At 39.6% G+C, this 22,627-nt stretch carries 19 protein-coding genes, 1 other RNA gene and 1 other annotated feature; of the genes, 16 read left to right on the top strand and 4 right to left on the bottom strand.

Annotation, left to right across the window (positions count from 1 at the left end; genetic code table 11):
• Positions 1 to 151: 151 nt before the first annotated feature.
• The 3 genes from queA (at position 152) to yajC (ending at position 2,850) form a co-directional block, all read left to right on the top strand.
• Positions 152 to 1,180: a tRNA preQ1(34) S-adenosylmethionine ribosyltransferase-isomerase QueA gene (gene queA / locus KW850_RS11885; protein ID WP_218347790.1), complete on the top strand. Its 1,029-nt coding sequence runs from the start codon at positions 152 to 154 to the stop codon at positions 1,178 to 1,180.
• 207 nt (positions 1,181 to 1,387) lie between these two features.
• Entirely contained in the window at positions 1,388 to 2,527 is a 1,140-nt protein-coding gene (tgt, locus tag KW850_RS11880; protein WP_218347789.1) for a tRNA guanosine(34) transglycosylase Tgt, read from the top strand.
• Between the two features lie 29 nt (positions 2,528 to 2,556).
• Positions 2,557 to 2,850 (top strand): preprotein translocase subunit YajC, encoded by a 294-nt coding sequence (gene yajC, locus KW850_RS11875; RefSeq protein ID WP_218347788.1) that lies wholly within the window; start codon positions 2,557 to 2,559, stop codon positions 2,848 to 2,850.
• A gap of 50 nt (positions 2,851 to 2,900) precedes the next feature.
• Here the strand turns inward: yajC and KW850_RS11870 are convergent, their stop codons facing one another.
• A complete protein-coding gene (locus KW850_RS11870) occupies positions 2,901 to 3,263 on the bottom strand; it encodes a TIGR04086 family membrane protein (protein WP_218347920.1) in 363 nt (120 codons plus the stop codon).
• A gap of 263 nt (positions 3,264 to 3,526) precedes the next feature.
• Between KW850_RS11870 and KW850_RS11865 the strand changes: the two genes are divergently transcribed.
• Positions 3,527 to 4,186 carry a DUF421 domain-containing protein gene (locus KW850_RS11865; protein ID WP_218347787.1) on the top strand — a complete coding sequence of 220 codons (660 nt, stop codon included), beginning with the start codon at positions 3,527 to 3,529 and terminating at the stop codon, positions 4,184 to 4,186.
• A gap of 44 nt (positions 4,187 to 4,230) precedes the next feature.
• Here the strand turns inward: KW850_RS11865 and spoVB are convergent, their stop codons facing one another.
• Positions 4,231 to 5,778 carry a stage V sporulation protein B gene (gene spoVB / locus KW850_RS11860; protein ID WP_218347786.1) on the bottom strand — a complete coding sequence of 516 codons (1,548 nt, stop codon included), beginning with the start codon at positions 5,776 to 5,778 and terminating at the stop codon, positions 4,231 to 4,233.
• Positions 5,779 to 5,915: 137 nt separating this feature from the next.
• Between spoVB and KW850_RS11855 the strand changes: the two genes are divergently transcribed.
• The 7 genes from KW850_RS11855 (at position 5,916) to dtd (ending at position 14,614) form a co-directional block, all read left to right on the top strand.
• Positions 5,916 to 6,212 carry a post-transcriptional regulator gene (locus KW850_RS11855; RefSeq protein WP_218347785.1) on the top strand — a complete coding sequence of 99 codons (297 nt, stop codon included), beginning with the start codon at positions 5,916 to 5,918 and terminating at the stop codon, positions 6,210 to 6,212.
• Between the two features lie 144 nt (positions 6,213 to 6,356).
• Positions 6,357 to 8,621: a protein translocase subunit SecDF gene (gene secDF / locus KW850_RS11850; RefSeq protein ID WP_218347784.1), complete on the top strand. Its 2,265-nt coding sequence runs from the start codon at positions 6,357 to 6,359 to the stop codon at positions 8,619 to 8,621.
• Between the two features lie 101 nt (positions 8,622 to 8,722).
• Positions 8,723 to 11,086, top strand: a complete 2,364-nt coding sequence (gene recJ / locus KW850_RS11845) for a single-stranded-DNA-specific exonuclease RecJ (protein ID WP_218347783.1) — start codon at positions 8,723 to 8,725, stop codon at positions 11,084 to 11,086.
• Positions 11,077 to 11,589 carry an adenine phosphoribosyltransferase gene (locus KW850_RS11840; protein WP_218347782.1) on the top strand — a complete coding sequence of 171 codons (513 nt, stop codon included), beginning with the start codon at positions 11,077 to 11,079 and terminating at the stop codon, positions 11,587 to 11,589. Before recJ ends, KW850_RS11840 begins: the two co-directional genes overlap by 10 nt.
• Positions 11,590 to 11,640: 51 nt before the next feature.
• The gene (locus KW850_RS11835; RefSeq protein ID WP_218347781.1) at positions 11,641 to 11,829 is read left to right on the top strand and encodes a hypothetical protein; all 189 of its coding nucleotides are present in this window, start codon (positions 11,641 to 11,643) and stop codon (positions 11,827 to 11,829) included.
• 131 nt (positions 11,830 to 11,960) lie between these two features.
• Positions 11,961 to 14,159, top strand: coding sequence for a RelA/SpoT family protein (locus KW850_RS11830; RefSeq protein ID WP_218347780.1), 2,199 nt, complete (start codon positions 11,961 to 11,963; stop codon positions 14,157 to 14,159).
• An 11-nt stretch (positions 14,160 to 14,170) separates the two neighbouring features.
• Complete coding sequence (gene dtd, locus KW850_RS11825; RefSeq protein ID WP_218347779.1) at positions 14,171 to 14,614, top strand: D-aminoacyl-tRNA deacylase; 444 nt, start codon at positions 14,171 to 14,173, stop codon at positions 14,612 to 14,614.
• 50 nt (positions 14,615 to 14,664) lie between these two features.
• Here the strand turns inward: dtd and KW850_RS11820 are convergent, their stop codons facing one another.
• On the bottom strand, positions 14,665 to 16,200 hold the full coding sequence (locus KW850_RS11820; RefSeq protein ID WP_218347778.1) for an N-acetylmuramoyl-L-alanine amidase family protein: 1,536 nt from the start codon (positions 16,198 to 16,200) through the stop codon (positions 14,665 to 14,667).
• 161 nt (positions 16,201 to 16,361) lie between these two features.
• Here KW850_RS11820 and KW850_RS11815 point away from each other — a divergent pair, with 161 nt between their 5' ends.
• The 5 genes from KW850_RS11815 (at position 16,362) to KW850_RS11795 (ending at position 21,182) form a co-directional block, all read left to right on the top strand.
• Positions 16,362 to 16,538, top strand: a complete 177-nt coding sequence (locus KW850_RS11815) for a hypothetical protein (protein WP_218347777.1) — start codon at positions 16,362 to 16,364, stop codon at positions 16,536 to 16,538.
• A 60-nt stretch (positions 16,539 to 16,598) separates the two neighbouring features.
• Positions 16,599 to 16,841 (top strand) — a binding site (T-box leader).
• A gap of 94 nt (positions 16,842 to 16,935) precedes the next feature.
• The gene (gene hisS, locus KW850_RS11810; RefSeq protein WP_218347776.1) at positions 16,936 to 18,207 is read left to right on the top strand and encodes a histidine--tRNA ligase; all 1,272 of its coding nucleotides are present in this window, start codon (positions 16,936 to 16,938) and stop codon (positions 18,205 to 18,207) included.
• A gap of 13 nt (positions 18,208 to 18,220) precedes the next feature.
• Positions 18,221 to 19,990 (top strand): aspartate--tRNA ligase, encoded by a 1,770-nt coding sequence (aspS, locus tag KW850_RS11805; protein WP_218347775.1) that lies wholly within the window; start codon positions 18,221 to 18,223, stop codon positions 19,988 to 19,990.
• Positions 19,991 to 20,055: 65 nt separating this feature from the next.
• A non-coding RNA gene (gene ssrS / locus KW850_RS11800) (6S RNA) lies at positions 20,056 to 20,253 on the top strand.
• Positions 20,254 to 20,414: 161 nt separating this feature from the next.
• Positions 20,415 to 21,182, top strand: coding sequence for a tRNA threonylcarbamoyladenosine dehydratase (locus KW850_RS11795; RefSeq protein WP_218347774.1), 768 nt, complete (start codon positions 20,415 to 20,417; stop codon positions 21,180 to 21,182).
• 465 nt (positions 21,183 to 21,647) lie between these two features.
• Here KW850_RS11795 and KW850_RS11790 read toward each other — a convergent pair whose 3' ends face one another.
• A complete protein-coding gene (locus KW850_RS11790; protein WP_218347773.1) occupies positions 21,648 to 22,556 on the bottom strand; it encodes a nuclease-related domain-containing protein in 909 nt (302 codons plus the stop codon).
• Positions 22,557 to 22,627 lie beyond the last annotated feature (71 nt).

Below are 22,627 nucleotides of genomic sequence, written 5' to 3'. Positions count from 1 at the left end.
AACGCTGCTGAAATTCCAACAAGTATAGGATTTCGCTTTTTCTTATTGGCTCTGTTAAAGCCGCCCGCGAACCCGCAAGCGACTGGAGCGGAAATCAACATGCTAGTTTAATACAGCATTCTTATTAAAAAATAGATTAGGGTGTCATAATATGAAGGTAGATTTATTTGATTTTCATTTGCCTGAGGAATTAATTGCACAAGTTCCGCTTCATAATCGGACTGACAGCCGATTAATGGTCCTTGATAAACAATCAGGCGAAATCAAACATGAAGTATTTAAAAATGTGATTGAATATTTGCGTGAAGGAGATTGCCTTGTTCTAAATGATACAAAGGTACTTCCTGCACGTCTTTTTGGTGTCAAAAAAGATACAGGTGCCAAGATAGAGGTTTTACTCTTAAAGCAACTGGAAGGTGACCGTTGGGAGACCCTTGTCAAGCCGGCCAAACGAGTAAAAGAAGGAACAGAAATTGATTTCGGTGATGGCCTGCTTTCAGCCATTTGCACAGGAACTTCGGACCATGGTGGGCGAGTTCTAGAATTTAAATATGAGGGCATTTTTTATGAGGTCCTTGACCAATTAGGAGAAATGCCGCTGCCGCCTTATATTAAAGAGCAGCTTGAAGACAGAGATCGGTATCAGACTGTATATGCACGTGAACCTGGATCAGCTGCAGCGCCTACCGCGGGTCTTCATTTTACAGACAGCTTATTAGAAGAAATAAAAGAAAAAGGAGTACATATCGCCTTTATTACCCTTCATGTAGGACTTGGGACTTTCCGGCCTGTAAGTGTCGATGATGTATTAGAGCACGATATGCACTCCGAATTTTATATGGTTACAGAGGGGACAGCACGGCTGCTTAACGAAGTACGGAGTAATGGGGGCAGAATTATTTCAGTTGGGACTACCTCCACACGAACCCTTGAAACCATTGCTTCAGCAAATGATGGACATTTTGTTGAAGGCAGTGGCTGGACGAATATTTTTATTTATCCAGGGTACGAATTTAAAGCGATTGATGGGATGATTACCAACTTTCATTTGCCAAAATCAACCTTAATTATGCTAGTTAGTGCGTTAGCAGGCAGAGAGCATGTTTTACATGCCTATCAAACTGCTGTTACTGAGCGGTACCGTTTCTTTAGTTTTGGTGACGCGATGTTGATCATCTAAGGTTTGGAAAAGGGGCGGAGCGCCGCAAAAGTGTATTAATATATCCAATTGTAGTGAAAAATATACATTTTGCGACTCGAATGTAGTGAGGCATAGCTCTGCTCGCACCGCCTTTATTGGCAAGGATGGTTTTCTGAATAAATCTCCATTGTAAATGGTGTCGTGAAACACACTATATAGGTTATACATTAGGAAGGAGAAAAAATATTGACTGCAATTCGTTATGAATTAATTAAGACATGTAAACAAACAGGGGCCCGGCTAGGCAAAGTACATACCCCGCACGGATCGTTTGACACCCCTGCATTTATGCCTGTAGGTACACTGGCAACGGTTAAAACAATGTCACCCGAAGATTTAAAGGAAATGGGTGCTGGGATCATTCTAAGTAACACCTATCATTTATGGCTCAGACCTGGACACGAAATTATCAAGGAAGCTGGCGGATTACATAAATTTATGAATTGGGATCGAGCAATCCTAACAGATTCAGGTGGGTTCCAAGTTTTTAGTTTAAGTGAATTCCGTAAAATTGAAGAAGAAGGTGTCCATTTCCGTAACCATATGAGTGGTGAAAAATTGTTTTTATCACCAGAAAAGGCAATGGAAATTCAAAATGCCCTTGGTTCGGATATTATGATGGCTTTTGATGAGTGTCCGCCTTATCCTGCCACTTATGAGTATATGCAAAAATCTGTTGAGCGAACATCACGCTGGGCGGAGCGTTGTTTAACTGCCCATAGCCGTCCAAATGACCAAGGCTTGTTTGGGATTGTCCAAGGAGGGGAGTATGAGGAACTTCGCAAACAAAGTGCGCGAGACCTTGTTTCCTTAGATTTCCCAGGTTATGCTGTAGGCGGGTTGTCAGTAGGTGAACCAAAAGATATCATGAATCGTGTCCTTGAGTTTACGACACCACTTTTACCAACTAATAAGCCACGCTATTTAATGGGAGTGGGTTCACCAGACTCGTTAATCGACGGCTCCATTCGTGGAATTGATATGTTTGACTGTGTTTTACCAACAAGGATTGCTAGAAATGGTACATTGATGACCAGTACAGGCCGCCTTGTTGTAAAAAATGCACAATATGCGCGAGATTTTGGTCCTTTAGATGAAGATTGTGATTGCTACACATGCCGAAATTACAGCCGTGCATACATTCGTCACTTAATAAAATGTGATGAAACGTTTGGAATTCGCTTAACGTCTTACCATAATCTCTATTTTCTGTTAAGATTAATGGAGAAGGTCAGACAAGCCATCATGGAAGACCGGCTTGGTGATTTTAGAGAAGAATTTTTTGAACGTTATGGTTTTAACAAACCGAACGCGAAAAATTTCTAATAGATGTTTATTGAAAGGAGGGAAACAGGATGTCTGGAGGAATTGGTACAATCATTCCATTAATATTAATGTTTGTGTTATTTTATTTCCTTTTAATTCGCCCGCAGCAAAAGCGTCAAAAAGCTGTTCAGAAAATGCAAAACGATTTAAAAAAGGGTGATAAAATCGTCACGATTGGTGGACTGCATGGTTTTATAGATTCAATTGATGATAATAAAGCCGTAATTAAATGTGGTGACGGAAGCCGTCTTACATTTGATCGTAATGCTATTCGTGAAGTCACAGCTGATGCAGGCGAAAGCAGCGTTAGCTTAACAAAATAGTAACAACAAAAAAGGAGGCCATGAATGCATGGCTTCCTTTTATTATTATATTAAGCAGATCTCCGAGAATTGTTTGTCGAAATGTTTACCCCTAAAATGCCACCCATCATCGCAATTAATGTGTAGCAAGTATGATAAATTACTTGTTCGGCGTTAAACAAGCGATCATATCCTAAGTATTGGAACAAAAAGACAATGAGCGAGTAGATTAATCCCGTTAACCCACCAATTAGCCAGCCCTTTTCTTTTCTTTTTCCACCAGATAGAAAACCGCCTCCGAATAGCCCGATAAAGGATAATGCAGTAATTACGTATTGTAATGATACTTCACGTGTAGACGTAAACCTAAGTATAAAGGCAAATATTATACTGCTAATTACAGCAAAAACAAGGATAAAAATTAATCCGTACAGAATGGAAGTACCTAAGCTTTTCGATTCGATTTTAACTCTCCCCCTTCAATTACCCTTTAGGTCGGCATTTTTATTGATTAAATTCTGTACTGCCAAAACCTAGATAAGTTTCTTCCTAGTACAAGCGTATTCGTGGAAGGGGAAAAGTAGAATCAAAATATCATTCCTTTTCACGATGAAGAAGTTTTTGGCAGTTTATTCCGCTCATTATTTATCCCAAAATGCAAACACTATCATTGAATGTAACTAAAGGGGCGACGGTTGTGGAGGATTATGTAACGATAATGTTACGAACGCTAGTATTCTATTGCTTAATCTTAATCATTTTTCGTGTGATGGGGAAAAGGGAAATTGGTGAATTAAGTATTTTAGATCTTGTGGTTTTCATAATGATTGGCGAGATGGCCGTAGTAGCAATTGAAAAACCAAAAACACCACTTTTCCATACCATAATCCCTATGGTGTTATTGATGGTAATTCAAATATTGTCTGCATTTATTTCTTTGAAAAATAAAAAATTTCGTAATCTTATTGACGGGCAGCCAAGCATCATTATTAATAGGGGGAAAATAGATGAGACAGCAATGCGGAAACAGCGATATAATTTTGATGATTTAATGACCCAGCTCCGTGAGAAGGACATTCGTAGTATTGCCGACGTAGAGTTTGCGATTCTAGAATCATCAGGTAGTTTGTCGGTGATTGAAAAATTAAAGAATAATGACAAAGACTCTAAGCAAGGTGATATTACGATCCCATTAATAATGGATGGAAATATTGAAGAAGAAAATTTGAAAAGAATTAATAAAACAAATCTCTGGCTTCGGCAGGAGCTAAAAAAACAGGGCTATCGAGATGTTAAGAAGATTTCTTTTTGTAGTTTCGAAAATGGAAAATTCTTTATCGACTTAAAGGATGAATAAACTAAAAGACACGCGAGAGCGTGTCTTATTTTTATGGTCAGGTTTTAAGCAAATATGTTTCCGACCCAAGGAATCCGTTTTAGCTCATCCCTTTTAATCAAACCTAACAAAAGAACCATAATGATATAGGAAACGGTCATGGCTAGTAATGAAACTAAAACCCTAATCGACAACGGTTCTTGAAGGAAAAGATGTGCAAATACCCAATAGCCAAGCCAGGCAGTGCCACCCATAACCAAAAATCCTTTTACATAATCGCGGACATAGAAGGAAAAGGAAATCTTTTTTAATACGGTAGCAAAATGAAGAACGGTAACTAAGACAAAGCCAACGATTATCCCTAATGCAACCCCATTTATCCCAAATGTCGCTTGCGATGCCAGTAAAAAGATCACTGCTGTTTTAACGATAGCGCCGATAAGGCTGTTAATCATCGCCGCTCGAGCAAGATTTAATGCCTGTAATACTGCTTGCAAAGGTCCTTGATAGTAATAGAAGATGAAGAAAGGAGCCATCAACCGAATGAAATAAGAGCCCTTTGCTGATCCATACATAAGCTGCATTAACGGGTCAGCTAACACATAGAGAACAACGACAGCCAATCCACCGGATAAAAACGCAAACCTCAGTGCTTGCTGTAATCGGTATTCAATTAACTTTTTGTTGTTTTGGGTATTGGCTTCACTAATCGCTGGGACGAGTGAAGTAGCTAAAGAAAAGGTGATGAAAGATGGTAACATCAACAGCGGCATGGCAAAACCAGTTAACGCACCGTATTGTTTTGTGGCTTCGACGGCAACAACACCTGCAAGGGCTAAGCTATGGACAACCACAATGGGTTCAAAAAACCATGCCACCGATCCTATCATCCGGCTTCCCATGGTTGGTAAGGCAATATCCATGAGGTCCTTGAATGTTTGTTTTCCACTGTTAACAAATTGAAAGAAATTTTTCCGCAATTTAAATCGTTTTTTTAATTTAAAGGTAGTCATTAAGTAAACTAGTGATACAAGTTCGCCGATTACAGAAGACACCATGGCCGCTGCCGCTGCATATTCGATTCCATAAGGCAGGAACGCTTTTGTCATGACAGCAATCAGTGAAATCCGAACAAATTGTTCTAAAATCTGTGAGATTGCGGAAGGACGCATCTGTTGTCTTCCTTGAAAGTAACCTCTTAGCACCGAAGAAATCGCAATCACGGGAACAACTGGAGCTATTGCAATTAAGGGATAAAAGGTCCGTGGGTCAGTAAACAATGTTTTTGAAAGCAGTGGTGCAAGTAAAAGTAGTGCCGGGGTAAAAATTAGGGACAGTGAAATCGTTGTCGCAAGGGAGACGACAAGGATTTTTTTAATCTCTGCGAAATTTCCTTTGGCTTCTGCCTCTGCCACATTTTTTGAAATAGCTACTGGCAGCCCCATCTGAGTTAACGTTACTACAAGGATAAATGTAGGAAACGCCATCATGTATAAGCCGACGCCTTCTTCCCCGATACTGCGAGCTATAACAATCCGATTAATGAAACCCAGGACTCTTGTGACCAGGCCTGCAATTAATAGGATAAAAGTCCCTTTTAAAAACTTCGACATACTGATTCCCACCTTCTCAAATAAGAAGAATTCATATACAATTAACTATATGCACAAGGGTGGACAAAGCATGACAAGTAGTAATAGCTTTTTGCAAGGATCAATTCAAGGGGAGATTTTCCAAGGAGGCAATCATAATGGATGATAGTCACAGATTCGAACATTTACGCACCCAGGTCCAACCAGCCGTAGCAAGTAAACTTATGGAGTTTCAGCTGCTAGGGCTTGATTCTGTATCGGAGCAGGAATTTTGGGATTTTTTAATTAAGAAAAAATGGAGAAAAATGAAAGAAGAAATGAAACTGTACGAAATGATCCAAGAAATACTATCTGTTAAAGCTAGTGATTATATCCACTTTGCGACAATTGAGGCATATAAAACTTCCGAATTCTCCTTGGAAGATGAAGATGAATTGAAAGAGCTTTTAAAATAGAATACTATTTATATTCATAATTATTGTAAATTGACAGGCAATCCAACTTCTTTCATAATGAAGGAAGTGACTTTTTTCTTATTCATATATAAGGATTAGACGGAACAGTGCGATTGCACATGCATTAAGGAGGAACATTACATAATGGTAAAGCGCAGTAGAATCGTTGCTTTCCTTCTTGTGGTTCTAATAATTGGAAGCACAATGGGAGCAACAACCAAGAATATTTTAAACAATATTAAACTAGGGTTAGACCTGCAGGGTGGATTTGAGGTTTTGTACGATGTTAAGCCTGCTAAGAAAGGTCAAATAATTGACAAAGAGGTATTGGCAAGCACAGCCGAGGCGCTTGATAAGCGTATAAATGTCCTTGGTGTAAGTGAGCCGAACATTCAAATTGAAGGAAAGAACCGAGTTCGTGTTCAACTTGCCGGGGTGACTGACCAGAATAAAGCTCGTGAAATTCTATCCACTCAGGCAAATCTAACTTTCCGAGATGCCAACGACAAATTGATGATGGATGGTTCTGACTTAAAACAAGGCGGTGCTAAGCAGACCTTTGATGAAAATGGAGCCCCAAGCGTTTCCCTTACATTAAAGAGCGCTGATAAATTCCGTAAGGTGTCCGAACAAATTATGAACATGGCTCCAAATAATGTTCTTGTTATTTGGCTTGATTTTGAAGAAGGAAAAGACTCGTTTAAAAAGGAAGTAACAAAAGAGAACCCAAAATACTTATCAGCTCCAACCGTAAAACAAATATTTAATCAGAATACAGTTTCGATTGTCGGCAGTTTCACAGCGAAAGAGGCTCAAACCTTGTCTTCTCTTTTAAATGCTGGGTCTTTACCGGTTAAGCTTAAAGAGGTGTACTCTACTTCCGTCGGAGCAAAGTTCGGGGAACAGGCATTACATGATACAGTTATAGCTGGAATCATTGGTGTCATCATTATTTATTTGTTTATGGTTTTCTATTATCGTTTTCCAGGTCTCATTGCCACCATTACTTTATCGATTTATATTTATCTCGTCATCTTAATTTTCGATTGGATGAACGGGGTCCTGACTTTACCGGGAATTGCTGCGATTATTCTCGGGGTTGGTATGGCTGTCGACGCCAACATCATTACGTATGAACGGATAAGAGAAGAATTAAAAGTCGGCAGAAGTATTAAATCAGCGTTCCAAGCTGGTGAGCAGCATGCTTTTACAGCCATTCTTGATGCAAACTTAACGACAATCTTAACTGCATGCGTACTATTCTTTTACGGGACAAGCTCTGTAAAAGGGTTTGCAACTATGTTAATCGTGAGTGTTCTTATGAGCTTTCTCACGAATGTTTATGGTGCACGACTATTACTTGGGCTTTGGGTCCACAGCGGTTTATTAAATAACAAACCAGGATGGTTTTCTGTACGCCCATCACAAATTAAATCCATTAACGATAACGTTGATACAATCGACCTTCCTACTCGTTTTGATAAAATTGATTTTGTTAAACTTAGGAAAAAAGTATTCATGTTGTCGGGAGTTCTCATTGTTGCGGGTATAATCATTATCGCTATTTTCCGTATGAATTTAGGAATTGATTTTTCAAGCGGAACGCGAGTAGAGGTTCAATCCAAAACACCGTTAACAACTACCCAGGTTGAAAATGCATTTACCAAACTACATTTAACTCCAGATGATGTCGTTATTTCTGGTGATCAAAAGCAAATTGGGGCAGTCCGTATGATTGGGGTACTGTCAAAAAATGAAATTGCTACTTTAAAAGCAGATTTTAAAAAGCAATTTGGCTTTGAGCCGAATGTCAGCACCGTTTCTCCGACTGTTGGAAAAGAACTAGCGAAAAATGCCTTTTTTGCTGTCTTAATTGCATCAATTGGTATTATACTCTACGTTTCCATTCGATTTGAAGCTTATATGGCAATTGCAGCGATTGCTGCCATCCTTCATGATGCATTTTTTATGATTGCTATTTTTAGTATTACAAGACTTGAAGTAGATTTAAACTTTATCGCCGCGATTTTGACCATTATTGGTTACTCAAACCATGATACAATTGTTACTTTCGATAGGGTTCGCGAAAATATGCAAAAGAAAAAACGGCTTAAAACAGTTCAGGATATTGCTGATGTGGTAAATGTAAGTATTCGTCAAACGTTAACTCGGTCATTTAACACCGTTTTAACAGTTCTCATTACGACAGTATGCTTAATGATTTTTGGAAGCCCATCAATTCGCAATTTCTCCATCGCCTTATTCGTTGGATTAATTGTCGGTGTATATTCCTCCGTCTTTGTCGCAGGTTCTTTATGGTATGTGTTCAAATGTAAAGAGTTGAAGAAGAAGGGCGTTATTAAAACGGTAAAAGAGAAAAGAAAATACTCTGATCAACCACAAGTATAATATAAGAGCGGACGATCCTTATGGGGGCGTCCGCTTTTCTTTTGATTGAATCCTTTACCACACTCCTGTATAATGAGAAGGTCTGAGGGGTGAACATACACATGTTAAGTTCCAAAACAAGATGGATTGTTCGTAAATCCGATGAGCAACTTATCAAAAAGCTAGAAACTGAATTAAATATTACGCCTCTTGTCGCTTCACTGCTTGTCAAACGTGGCTTTGATACCGTTGAATCTGCGCGGTATTTTTTATTTGGAAAGGAAGAGTTTCACGATCCTTTTCTTTTAAAAGGAATGGACATTGCAGTTAATAGAATTCATCAAGCCATCGAACAACAAGAGCAGATTCTTATTTTCGGTGATTACGATGCAGATGGAGTAAGCAGTACATCGGTATTAATGATCACGCTGCGTGAACTTGGAGCAAATGTACAATTTTATATCCCAAACCGCTTCACTGAAGGATATGGTCCGAATGAGACTGCCTTCCGTCAAGCAGCGGAAAACGGAATAAATTTAATTATTACGGTGGATACTGGAATATCAGCCGTCCATGAAGCAAACATTGCCAAAGAGCTTGGACTAGATCTTATTATTACAGATCATCATGAGCCAGGCCCAGTTTTACCAACGGCGCTTGCCATAATTCATCCAAAGCTCCCAGATAGTACCTATCCGTTTCGTGAGTTGGCTGGAGTGGGTGTAGCCTTTAAATTAGCCCATGCCCTTTACGGAAAAGTACCAGAGCATTTGTTGGAAATTGCTGTAATTGGGACGATAGCGGATTTAGTTTCTCTAAAAGATGAGAATCGCCTAATCGCCAAAAAAGGACTCGAAAATTTAAAAACAACCAAAAATATTGGCCTTAAAGCCATATTGAAACTGGCAGGGGTTGATCCCATGTCAATAAATGAAGAAACAATTGGTTTTACCCTCGCACCAAGGATTAATGCTGTGGGTCGTTTAGAAGATGCTGACCTTGCCGTACAGCTTATCTTAACTGATGATCCAATCGAAGCAGAGAACTTGGCGGAGGAAATGGATGCCCTTAATAAGTCAAGACAGTCAATTGTCAATGCGATTACAACTGAGGCGATGGAAGAGGTTGAACAGCATTTCCCAATCGAGACAAATAAAGTCCTTGTCATCGGTAAAGAAGGCTGGAATGCCGGTGTCATCGGTATTGTTGCCTCAAGGCTGGTTGAAAAGTATTACCGGCCGGTGATCGTTTTAAATTTTGACCCTGAAAAGGGAGTCGCAAAGGGTTCTGCCCGTAGTATTGCTGGATTTGACCTCTTTAAAAATTTATCAACCTGCCGTGAAATTTTGCCTCACTTTGGGGGGCACCCAATGGCAGCCGGTATGACCTTAAAACTAGAGGATGTTGCTGAACTTCGCACAAGATTAAATATATTGGCAGAAGAGCAGCTTACCGATGAAGATTTTGTACCGGTGACATTTCTTGATGAGGAAATACAACTTGAACATGTCAATTTATCCGTATTAGATGAAATGAGCCTATTAGCTCCTTTTGGCATGGACAACCCTAAGCCAAAGGTGTTAATCAATAATGTTGACATTACCAATATCAGAAAAATAGGCAGTGAGCAAAATCATTTAAAGCTGCTTGTGAATGAAAAAGATGCGAATCTGGATGGGGTTGGCTTTGGGTTAGGCCACTTGGTAGACCATATCTCACCTGCATCAAAAATTTCATTAATCGGAGAATTATCTGTTAACGAATGGAACAATATACGTAAACCACAAATTTTCATCCATGATATCGCAGTAGAGTCATGGCAATTATTTGACTATCGCGGCCAGAAGCGAATCAACAGTCTTTCTCATACAGTACCGGCAGAAAAAAGGAAATTTATTATTTTCAATAAAGAACACCTTGAAAAAATAAATCCTATTTTGATGCCCGATACGATTCTGATACAAGATATCGGTGAAGCCAAAGCTTTTAATGGAAGTATGGAAAATATTGTTTTGATTGATTTTCCAACATCAAAAGAAATCCTTAAGTGGTTATTTAAAGGGAAACAACCGGCGAGGATTTATGCCTATTTCTATAAAGAGTCCAGTGATTTCTTCAGCACCGTTCCGACCCGTGATCATTTTAAATGGTTTTATGCTTTTCTCTTAAAGAAAGGGCCAATTGATCTAAAACGTGATGGCGATGTCCTTGCTAAACACCGAGGTTGGTCACAGGAGACCATAAACTTTATGTCAAAGGTGTTTTCTGACCTAGATTTTGTTACAATAAACAATGGATTTATAACTTTAAAAACTGAAGCGCAAAAGCGTGACTTAACAGACTCTAGAACCTATCAACTTAAACAAGCACAATATGAGCTTGAAAGAGAGTTATTATTTTCTTCCTTTCAAGAATTAAAATGCTGGTTCGATCAAGTCATTCAAGAGTCGGTTGAAATTGAGGAGGCAATTACAGAGTGGACTTAAAGGATTTTATTACAATCGTGCCTGACTGGCCAAAAGAAGGAATTAAATTTAAAGATATTACTCCTTTAATGAATAATGGTGAAGCATATAAATATGCAACAGACCAAATCGTTGCATACGCCAAAGAACGTAAGATTGATATTATCGTTGGACCTGAAGCCCGTGGTTTCATAATTGGCTGTCCAGTGGCATACGCTTTAGGCATTGGTTTTGCCCCAGTCCGTAAAGAAGGTAAGCTTCCAAGGGAAACCATTAAAGTGGGTTATGGCCTTGAATATGGGAAAGATACACTAACAATCCATAAAGATGCGATCAAGCCGGGCCAACGTGTCCTTATCACTGATGACCTGTTAGCCACTGGTGGCACCATCGACGCTACGATTCAATTAGTGGAACAACTTGGCGGCGTAGTTGCTGGTATCGCTTTCTTAGTTGAGTTAAGCTATTTAGAAGGTAGAAAAAAACTTGATGGTTATGATGTTTTAACATTGATGCATTATTAAACCATTGATGAGGGCACTCGAGAGGCGAGTGCTCTCTTTATATAATAGGCTATGTTAAAGCTTATTGTTGATTTTGGCACCCTGTTGATTGGAGTGGAAGGCGCGAAGACTCCTGCGGGAGGACGGGGCAGGGGAGACCCCGCAGGAGCGCAGCGACGAGGAGGTTCCCCGGACCGCCCGCGGAAAGCGAAGCGCCTGGAACGGAAATCAACAGGCAAGTTTATCAGAGCGATAGAATAAAAAAAACAACTCAATCCCTTTACATCTTGGCTATTTTTTTCGATAATAGTAACAATCATTCATATTAAAGAACAAATTTTTTGTGAATGACATTTATATAAATAAATTGAGACGAAAATAAAGGTGATTTCATGGCGAATGATTTAGTGTTGACAGCCGACCAAGTCATCGACAAGACTCGGAACTACTTAAATGAGGATCATGTTGAATTGGTGAAAAATGCCTACGAATTCGCAAAACATGCTCATCGTGAACAATATAGAAAATCGGGAGAGCCCTACATTATTCATCCCATCCAGGTTGCTGGCATTTTAGCAGACTTGGAGATGGATCCTGCCACGGTCGCTGCTGGTTTTCTTCACGACGTCGTTGAAGATACAAATGTATCCTTAAAGGATATTGAAACAGCTTTTAATGACGAAGTGGCGATGCTTGTCGACGGCGTAACAAAATTAGGGAAAATTAAATACAAATCTCATGAGGAACAGCAAGCGGAGAACCACAGAAAAATGTTTGTGGCCATGGCTCAGGATATCCGAGTTATTCTTATTAAGCTTGCCGACCGTTTGCATAATATGAGGACGCTTAAACATCTTCCTTTAGAAAAGCAGCGTCGGATTTCAAACGAAACACTTGAAATTTTTGCACCTTTGGCACATCGTCTTGGTATCTCTAAGATTAAATGGGAACTAGAAGATACAGCATTAAGATATTTAAATCCGCAGCAATATTATCGAATTGTAAACTTAATGAAAAAGAAGCGAGCCGAACGTGAGCAATATTTGGAGGATGTTATTGAAGAAGTAAAGAACCGAATGGGAGAAGTGGCCATAAAAGCTGAACTTTCTGGACGTCCTAAACATATTTATAGCATCTACCGAAAAATGGCTTTGCAAAATAAGCAGTTCAGCGAAATTTATGATCTGCTAGCTGTTCGCATCGTCGTTAACAGCATTAAAGATTGCTATGCTGTCTTAGGGATTATTCACACTTGCTGGAAGCCGATGCCGGGCCGTTTTAAGGATTATATTGCAATGCCGAAGCCCAATATGTATCAATCCTTGCATACAACCGTAATCGGTCCAAAAGGAGACCCGCTTGAGGTTCAAATTAGAACGAATGAGATGCATCGGATTGCAGAATTCGGGGTTGCTGCTCACTGGGCGTATAAAGAGGGGAAAGAAGCGATTAACGAAACAACTTCTTTCGAACAAAAATTGACCTGGTTTAGAGAAATCCTTGAGTTTCAAAATGATACCGCCAATGCGGAAGAGTTTATGGAGTCATTGAAAATTGACCTATTTTCCGATATGGTGTTTGTTTTTACGCCAAAAGGTGATGTGATCGAGTTGCCATCTGGTTCTGTTCCTATTGATTTTGCTTATCGTATTCATTCTGAAATCGGCAATAAGACGATAGGTGCAAAAGTGAATGGCAAAATGGTTACCCTTGACTATCGACTCAAAACTGGAGATATTATCGAAATCCTTACATCGAAACATTCTTATGGTCCAAGTCAGGATTGGTTGAAGCTCGCGCAAACTTCGCAAGCGAAAAACAAAATTCGGGCCTTCTTTAAGAAGCAGCGCCGTGATGAAAATGTAGATAAAGGTAAAGAGTTGGTAGAAAAAGAAATCCGTAATATGGAATTCGATATTAAAGAAATATTAACGTCGGACAATCTGAAAAAGGTTGCCGAGAAGTTTAATTTTTCCAGTGATGAAGATATGTATGCAGCGGTTGGTTATAATGGTGTAACTGCCTTACAAGTGGCCAACCGTCTAACTGAGAAATGGCGCAAAAAGAGAGATCAAGAACAAAGTTCGAATATTACGAATGCAATCACGGACCTAAAAACCTTCCCAGCGACGAAAAAGCGAGAATCCGGTGTCCGTGTTTCTGGCATTGATAATTTACTCATTCGATTATCTCGATGCTGTAACCCAGTGCCAGGAGATGAGATTGTTGGTTTTATTACCAAGGGTCGTGGGGTATCCGTACATCGCTCAGATTGCACGAATATCGACTCAAATGATGCTCAATCAAGGTTAATTCCGGTCGAATGGGAATCTTCTTTAAATGACCGGAAAGAATATAATGTTGATATTGAAATTAGTGGATACGACCGGAGAGGGATTCTGAATGAGGTACTTCAAGCGGTAAATGAAACGAAAACAAATATCTCGGCTGTTTCTGGTAAAACGGATCGAAATAAAATGGCCACGATTAACATGTCGATTGCCATCCACAATGTGGCCCACTTGCAAAAAGTGGTCGAGCGAATTAAACAGATCCCAGATATTTATTCTGTACGTCGTATGATGAATTAAGGAGTATCGAAATGCGTGTAGTAGTTCAACGAAGTAAAAGTGCCAGCGTAACTGTTGCCGGGGAAGTAACAGGTCAAATTACAAAGGGGCTAGTCTTACTTGTCGGTGTGACCCATAATGACAAAGTAGAAGACGCCGCTTATCTTGCTGATAAAATTGTCAATCTCCGTATTTTTGAAGATGAAGATGGAAAAATGAATCTGTCTTTATTGGATGTTGGTGGTGAAATTCTCTCTGTATCGCAATTTACACTTTACGGTGATTGCCGAAAGGGAAGAAGACCAAACTTCATGGATGCCGCACGCCCAGAACAAGCGGTTGAACTTTATGAGGTTTTTAATAACTTGCTGCGTGAAAAAGGTATCCGTGTGGAAACCGGCAGATTCGGTGCCATGATGGATGTCGAACTAATTAATGACGGTCCGGTGACGTTGATTTTAGAAAGTAAATCATAAAAAAGGCTTGGCACTTAAATAAGTGCTAAGCCTTTTTTTACCTAGTGCCTTTATGGGTATTCTTTAAAATATCTGGCTAATCCATCATAAACACCATCAGTGGCATTTTCTTGGAACCCTCGTGATTTTATGGTCATTTCTTCTTGTGGATTGCTTAAATAGCCAAGCTCCAATAAAACAGCTTTTTGACTATTTTCACGAATCACATAGAAATCGCCAAAACGAACACCGCGACTTTTCATTTTCGTTTGCCCAATTGTGGAAGCGAAAACTGATTCAGCCAAGGCTTGTTGATAGGAATGATAAAAATAGCCAGTCATTCCCCGGGCACTTGGGTCTAAATTGCTGTCGTAATGGAGGCTGATATAGGCATCCGCATTGTAAGTACGTGCTAAGTTCACTCGAGAGGCAAGTTGTAAATAAGAGTCATTTTTTCTCGTGATGTAAACAGCAGCTCCTGCGGTTGTTAATTTATCTGCTAAAAGCTGCGCAGTTCGGAGAGTAAGATCTTTCTCATACGTTCCGCTAACTCCTGTTGCCCCTTTATCAGTGCCGCCATGTCCTGGGTCAAGAACAATCGTTTTATTCTTAAGATATTCTTCGGCACCAGGCTTTTGAATCTGTGGTTTGGTTCCGTTTATAGAAACAAGCCAGCCGGCAATATATCCTGTTTGTCCATTTTTTAATTTAATCTCATACCAGTCGTTGATGACCCGTTGAACGGAATAAGTACCTCCTTGATTGGCACGCTCGACAACATCTGTTTGGACATCTGGTCCTTTGCGGATATTTGTGCCGTTATGTACAATCGTAATGATACTTTCCTTCACGGCTTGTCCAATGTGGGATTCCAAAGCTTTTTTCTCAAGAAACCAACCGGCTACCCATCCGAAACTACCAGACTTAAATTCTATTTTTGCCCAATTATTCTTTTCTTCTACAATCGTAAAACTCTGTCCCATGGTAACAGAACCAATAAGGTTTGAATTTAATGAAGCGCTTGAGCGGACACTAAGACTGTTAGCTGTTACCGTTCCAGTGTAGCGATTCTTCTGGGGAACTGATGATGGGGTACCTGTTGATTGGCTGTCAATAAACTCAGAAAGAACCCATCCCCTTAAATTAGAAAAACCAACTTCCAACCAATTATTTTGCTGTGAATAAATATTTATACTTGTCCCATTGGTAAGTTTTCCAATAACGGGACTTGATGTGGATGGTTCTTTGCGCATATTTAAGGTATCACCGTTTACAATACCTGTAGTATTTTTTACTGTGGAATTTGTTAGGACATCCATATTATTTGAATCTGTTTCTTTGGTGACTAGCCAATTAACTAGCCATCCTGTTTGACCAAATGCTAATTGAATTTCAATCCAATCACCTTGTTCATTCACAATCGGATACTTTTCACCCCGATTTACCGTTTTTATAAGGGGGTAGCTAAGGCCAGGACCGCCGCGAACATTGATAAAATCACTGGAAATCGTAATCGATCCCGTCGATGCCACACTTTTCCCTTGAGGCATGAAAGCGCCAAAAATAAGAATAATAGATAATAGCAATAAACTAAATTTTTTGAGCATAACAACCTCCTTTTCTATTTATTTTAGCGTATAAAAAGCTGAAAATCATTCCTTAATTGCTAATTTTGTCCAATTTGGTGAGAAATACTTATCCATATGCAAGTTTTTCACTAATGGTGGAGATACTATCAATATCGAAGAAAAGGCTGAGGTGATTAGGAATGAGAGCAAGTGAAAAAGGAATGAACATCCAATCAATGGATGGACGACTTTTCGGTGTTGATTTTCATGATTTTATTCAAAAGGAACAGCATACAAACTCGTTTGAACTTGCATCAGAATTTGGAATAACGATTGGTGATGTCAGAAAGTTAAAAAAACATCTAGAAAGATCATAAATGGCTATTGACAATACCAGCAATGCTCCGTAATATTAATTAAATAAAATGACATATTGTGATATACCAATGATGGAGCATAGTAATTAAGCAAATTCATGAAAAGAGAGGAAATGTCCCGGGCTGAAAGCATTTCTACATGAAACTTAATGAAGGAACACTCCGTAGGCTTCTCTCTGAAAAAGGTTTCCCTCTAGTAGGAGATGAACGTAGCAGGCGTTAACTGTTAAAGAGGAAGTGCATATTGTTTTATGCCTTCAACTAGGGTGGCACCGCGGGATAAATCAAACTCTCGTCCCTTGTATTTCATACAAGGGATGGGAGTTTTTTGTTTTTTAAAGAAAATGCGGGAGTGTCCTGTCTATTTACATAAGAAAAAATAAGGAGGTTTTCCACTATGTCCATTAGCATTCCACGAGGAACGCAAGACATTCTGCCTGGTGAGGTAGAAAAGTGGCAACTGATTGAAGCAAAAGCTCGTGAACTATGTGAGAAATATCAATATAAAGAGATTCGCACGCCAATATTCGAACATACCGATCTTTTTTCAAGAGGCGTTGGCGATAGTACTGATATTGTTCAGAAGGAAATGTACACATTTGAAGACCGGGGCAAACGTAGTCTCACACTAAGACCAGAAGGTACCGCAGCGGTAGTTCGTTCTTATGTGGAGAAGAAAATGTTTGGGCTCGCCAATCAACCAGTGAAGCTGTATTATATGGGACCCATGTTCAGATATGAACGTCCGCAAGCAGGCCGCTTTCGTCAATTTGTCCAATTTGGCATTGAAGCATTAGGCAGTAATGATCCTGCCATTGATGCAGAAGTCATTTCGCTCGCAATGAACTTGTATAAAGAAATGGGCTTAAAAAAGCTGAAACTGATTATTAATAGCCTTGGAGATAAAGAAAGTAGGAATGCCCACCGTGAAGCGCTTGTCAATCACTTCAAACCAAGAATCGGTGAATTTTGTCATGACTGTCAAAATCGCCTTGAAAAAAATCCGCTCCGAATCTTGGATTGTAAGCAGGACCGCGAGCATGAATTGATGAGAACAGCACCATCGATTCTTGAATTCCTAAATGATTTTTCAAAAGATTATTTTGAAAAATTACAGAAATATTTAACCCAATTGGATATTCCTTTTGAGGTCGATGCCAACTTAGTCCGCGGGCTCGATTATTACAATCACACGGCATTTGAAATTATGAGTAATGCCGAGGGATTTGGGGCCATCACCACATTATGCGGTGGCGGTCGTTATAATGGTTTAGCAGAAGAAATTGGCGGACCTGAGACACCAGGTATCGGCTTTGCGTTAAGTATTGAACGCTTCATTGCGGCTCTTCAAGCAGAAGGGATTGAGCTTGCGGTCAACGAAGGCATTGATTGTTACCTTGCTGCACTCGGGGAAGAAGCAAAAGATTATACCGTTGGATTGTTACAGCAGCTACGACGAGCAGGTTTTTCAGCAGAAAGAGATTATTTGGATCGAAAAATTAAAGCTCAATTTAAAGCAGCTGATCGTCTAAAAGCTAAGTTTGTAGCTGTTTTAGGTGATGAGGAACTTAAAAACAATAAAATCAATGTAAAAAATATGGCTACAGGTGAGCAAGTAGAAATTGATTTAGCAGCTTTTATTACACAATTTAAAGAGTTGCAGGAATAAGAGGAGGATAATTATGTTTGGCAGATCATATTTTTGTGGGGAAGTTCCTGAATCAGCTGTCGGTGAAAAGGTAACATTGAAAGGCTGGGTCCAAAAAAGACGCGACCTTGGGGGATTAATTTTTATTGATCTTCGCGACCGTTCAGGGGTTGTACAAGTAGTTTTTAATCCTGATTTATCGAAAGAAGCATTGCAAATTGCTGAAAAAATCCGTAATGAGTTTGTTTTAGATATTGTTGGTACTGTTGTAGCGCGCGATGTGGCGACCGTCAATGAAAATTTAAAAACTGGGAAAATTGAGGTACAGGCGGAAAAAGTAACAATTATAAATGAGGCAAAAACACCGCCGTTTATGATCTCTGATAAAACAGATGCGTCAGAAGATGTCCGTTTAAAATACCGCTACCTAGATTTCCGTCGTCCCGTTATTTTTGAAACCTTAAAGATGCGTCATCAAGTGACAAAGCAAATCAGAGATTTTCTTGATGGTGAAGGCTTCTTAGATATTGAGACACCAATTTTGACGAAAAGCACTCCTGAGGGAGCACGTGATTATTTGGTTCCAAGCCGTGTTCATCCTGGTGAATTCTATGCCTTACCGCAATCACCACAGTTGTTTAAACAGTTGCTTATGGTGGGCGGAATTGAACGCTATTATCAAATTGCACGCTGCTTCCGCGATGAGGATTTACGTGCAGACCGTCAGCCAGAATTTACCCAAATCGATATCGAAACAAGCTTTTTAAGCCAAGAAGATATCATGGGCATGATGGAAAAAATGATGACAAAGTTAATGAAAGAAGTGAAGGGTGTTGACCTGCCTGACGCTTTTCCGCGAATGACCTATGACGAAGCCATGAGCCGCTATGGTTCTGATAAACCTGACACTCGTTTTGGATTAGAGCTTGTTGACCTTTCCGAAATCGTCAAGGATTCTGGCTTTAAAGTGTTTGCTTCAGCAGTGGCAAATGGCGGTCAAGTAAAAGCAATCAATGTGAAAGGTGCAGCCGACAACTACTCACGCAAAGACATTGATGCCTTAACCGAGTTCGTGGCTGTATACGGCGCGAAGGGGCTTGCTTGGCTTAAAGTAGACGCTGAAGGGCTAAAGGGTCCAATCGCTAAATTCTTCTCTGAAGAGGACGCACAAGCCCTTAGAGCGACACTTGAAGCGGCTGAAGGAGACTTACTTCTATTTGTTGCCGATAAGAAAAAGGTTGTTGCCGATGCTTTAGGCGCCCTTCGACAAAAGCTTGCGAAAGATTTAAATTTAATTGATCCTAGTTTGTTCAATTTCTTATGGGTAACTGACTGGCCGTTACTTGAGTATGATGAAGAAGAAGGCCGTTATTACGCTGCCCACCATCCATTTACGATGCCGTTTAGGGAAGACCTTGAATATTTAGATTCTGATCCTTCCAAAGTACGTGCGCAAGCTTATGACATTGTCTTAAATGGATATGAGTTAGGTGGCGGCTCACTCCGTATTTTTGAACGGCCGATCCAAGAAAAGATGTTTAACATTCTTGGCTTTACACCTGAACAGGCAAATGAGCAATTCGGTTTCTTATTGAATGCATTTGAATACGGTACACCTCCACATGGCGGTATTGCACTAGGATTAGACCGAATGGTTATGCTTCTTGCTGGCAGCACCAACTTAAGAGATACTATTGCATTCCCGAAAACTGCAAGTGCTAGCTGCTTGTTAACAGATGCTCCAGGTGAAGTTTCCGAGGCTCAATTAAAGGAATTAAATTTGTCACTTAATGTAAAAAAATAGCAGGAAATCGCTTTCGTGATTCCTTGAATCCCGATTTCTAATATGCTATTATAAGAGCAACAAAAAGAGTCCTGAAATGTACGTTGCGTTGCCTGAAGTTTTGACCGAACATTATTTCTTCGGGAGTCTAGAGTTTCCTGAATGCGTAAATGCCTCACCCTACTGCGGGTTAGGGGACTTACAATTTCGGGAACAGGACACCCACCTGCTAAATGCGGGATCAAAACTAGGGAATTGAAAGTGACGGCATCATTGGGACTCTTTTTCTATCTGCTTACCATCAACCTCCTGGCTGTAACAGGAGGTTTTATTTCGCTTTGAATACTATAATTCCTATCAAGATACTTGTTTTTGATGGAGTGTATGATATATTTTTAATCGGGAAAAAGAAACGTAATGAATTTAATAAATTGGAGTGAACATAATGCTGCATCAATTTTCACGTAACGAACTTGCCATCGGTAAAGAGGGCCTTGATATTATGAAAAATAGTACGGTCGCTGTTTTAGGAATCGGTGGAGTAGGTTCTTTTGCTGCTGAAGCGTTAGCCCGTTCTGGAGTAGGCCGGTTAATTTTAATAGATAAAGACGATGTCGATATTACCAATATCAACCGCCAACTGATTGCCCTTCTCTCCACAGTTGGAAGACCGAAAGTAGAAATTATGGAGGAGCGGATTAGAGATATTAATCCAGATTGTGAAGTCATTTCTTTAAAAATGTTTTATACCGAAGAGACATATGAACAAATTTTTAGTCACAAATTAGATTTCGTCGTCGATGCTTCTGATACAATCGTTTATAAAATTCATTTAATGAAGGAATGCCTAAAAAGAAATATCCCGATTATCTCAAGTATGGGGGCAGCCAATAAAATGGACCCGACCCGTTTTAAAATTGCCGATATTTCAAAGACCCATACGGATCCGATTGCGAAAGTCATCCGTACGAAACTGCGTAAAGAAAGAATCCACAAAGGTATTCCGGTTGTTTTTTCCGATGAAAGCCCAATTGTGATTCGCGAAGATATTAAAAAAGAAGTAGGAAATGAAAATGCACCCATCCGCAAAGCCCAAATGCCGCCAGCATCTAATGCCTTTGTTCCATCAGCTGCCGGTCTAATCATGGCAAGCTATGTGGTGCGGCAGTTATTAAGCAGCATCAAAATTCAACGTGTATCGGATGAAAAATAAGTGTTTATCGGGCCCTGAACCTTTTGGTTTGGGGTTTTTCTTTTACTACAAGGTCGTAAGAGCCCGAAACTGTGAAAAAAAGGGTGAGAGGGTAACGTAGGGTGTTGTTACGTGCCCGAACTACTGTAAAGGAAGATGGGAGGGTAACATAGGAAGATCGTACGTGCCCGAACCAGTGAAAAAAGGGTGAGAGGGTAACATAGGAAGGTCGTACGTGCCCGAACCAGTAAAAAAAGGGTGAGAGGGTAACGTAGGATGGAGTTACGTGCCAGAACCAGTAAAAAAAGGGTGAGAGGGTAACGTAGGGTGGTGTTACGTGCCCGAAGCTGTGAAAAAAGGATAAGAGGGTAACGTAGTGAGGTTCTAATTGTCTGAATGGTATAAGAGAAATATAAAATGATCACTTAGAAAATACTAAGTGACCAAAACAGAAGATTAATGACTCTAACAAACACCATTCACAATTCATTCATAATAGAACCATCGACCATAACCTATTGCTTTATAATTATTCATTAATATCCTCCTAATCATCTTCTTTGACTTAATCACCTTACACCATTCATAAACCAAACCAGTAGTAATTTTTAGATCAGGAAAAAGAAATTTTAGTTCTTCCACGCAGCGCAGCACTGCTGATTCGATATCTTCCACATCTCCACATTTTTCACATACAACAACCTTTTCTCCACCAGAAACCATAAATGAGTCGCATTTTGTATGAACGATCCCCTTCGTCAGTTTTCGATATTCATAAGTAGGTAATCGGCTGGAATAGGGTGATTCATTTGAATGCAGAGATATTAATCGGTCAGCTAACTTTTTGTGCCTGTCATTTAGCTTTGATGGTGTCATATCAAATTCTTTCATAAAACCATTAATCTGAGTTGGATAAATAATCGGCTGGTTAAGTGGCGCTTGATATAATGTAAACTCGGGGTTAATAAAGATGACGAACGGTTCAATGGATATTTTATATCCAAGATTATGAAGTAACTGGCGGAGTAATAGTTTACAGCGTTTTATCTGGTCTAATGGATTAGTTATATCGGGCCCAGAAATTTTATGAAAACCTTCAGAGTCATAAAAATAATTCCCGGTATAGTTTTTTACTTCAAAAGGATAAATTGTATCTTGAGCAATTATTACGGTATCAATTTGGAACATTGTGTCGTTCATTTCTAGGCACAAATCGTTTATTACTAACATATCACTTTGGAGTTTTTCGGTTAACAGATCAAACATTAATTCACCCTGGTAGCCTTTTTCAAGCTTAAAATAGTACTTCCTTTCTTTTGGAGATAAATTGCTTTGTATGCTTAATGATCTCATAATTTTTAATTCAACAGACTCAGATCGAGATTTTAATAGCATGGTCCACTTCCTTTCATTAATTAGAACTCTAATCATATCTTACAAAAAAATAGGTAACGTTCCGCGAGAAG

It is taken from the genome of Bacillus sp. sid0103, from assembly GCF_019219025.1.
This window is presented reverse-complemented; position numbering and strand designations above follow the sequence as displayed.

Bases quoted from the DNA above. Each gene is read 5' to 3' on its own strand.
- recJ (WP_218347783.1), top strand. From the start codon at position 8,723: ATGTTAAGTTCCAAAACAAGATGGATTGTTCGTAAATCCGATGAGCAA.
- aspS (WP_218347775.1), top strand. From the start codon at position 18,221: ATGTTTGGCAGATCATATTTTTGTGGGGAAGTTCCTGAATCAGCTGTC.
- dtd (WP_218347779.1), top strand. From the start codon at position 14,171: ATGCGTGTAGTAGTTCAACGAAGTAAAAGTGCCAGCGTAACTGTTGCC.
- secDF (WP_218347784.1), top strand. From the start codon at position 6,357: ATGGTAAAGCGCAGTAGAATCGTTGCTTTCCTTCTTGTGGTTCTAATA.
- spoVB (WP_218347786.1), bottom strand. From the start codon at position 5,778: ATGTCGAAGTTTTTAAAAGGGACTTTTATCCTATTAATTGCAGGCCTG.
- queA (WP_218347790.1), top strand. From the start codon at position 152: ATGAAGGTAGATTTATTTGATTTTCATTTGCCTGAGGAATTAATTGCA.
- KW850_RS11795 (WP_218347774.1), top strand. From the start codon at position 20,415: ATGCTGCATCAATTTTCACGTAACGAACTTGCCATCGGTAAAGAGGGC.
- KW850_RS11855 (WP_218347785.1), top strand. From the start codon at position 5,916: ATGGATGATAGTCACAGATTCGAACATTTACGCACCCAGGTCCAACCA.
- KW850_RS11790 (WP_218347773.1), bottom strand. From the start codon at position 22,556: ATGCTATTAAAATCTCGATCTGAGTCTGTTGAATTAAAAATTATGAGA.
- yajC (WP_218347788.1), top strand. From the start codon at position 2,557: ATGTCTGGAGGAATTGGTACAATCATTCCATTAATATTAATGTTTGTG.
- KW850_RS11830 (WP_218347780.1), top strand. From the start codon at position 11,961: ATGGCGAATGATTTAGTGTTGACAGCCGACCAAGTCATCGACAAGACT.
- KW850_RS11815 (WP_218347777.1), top strand. From the start codon at position 16,362: ATGAGAGCAAGTGAAAAAGGAATGAACATCCAATCAATGGATGGACGA.
- hisS (WP_218347776.1), top strand. From the start codon at position 16,936: ATGTCCATTAGCATTCCACGAGGAACGCAAGACATTCTGCCTGGTGAG.
- KW850_RS11820 (WP_218347778.1), bottom strand. From the start codon at position 16,200: ATGCTCAAAAAATTTAGTTTATTGCTATTATCTATTATTCTTATTTTT.
- KW850_RS11835 (WP_218347781.1), top strand. From the start codon at position 11,641: ATGTTAAAGCTTATTGTTGATTTTGGCACCCTGTTGATTGGAGTGGAA.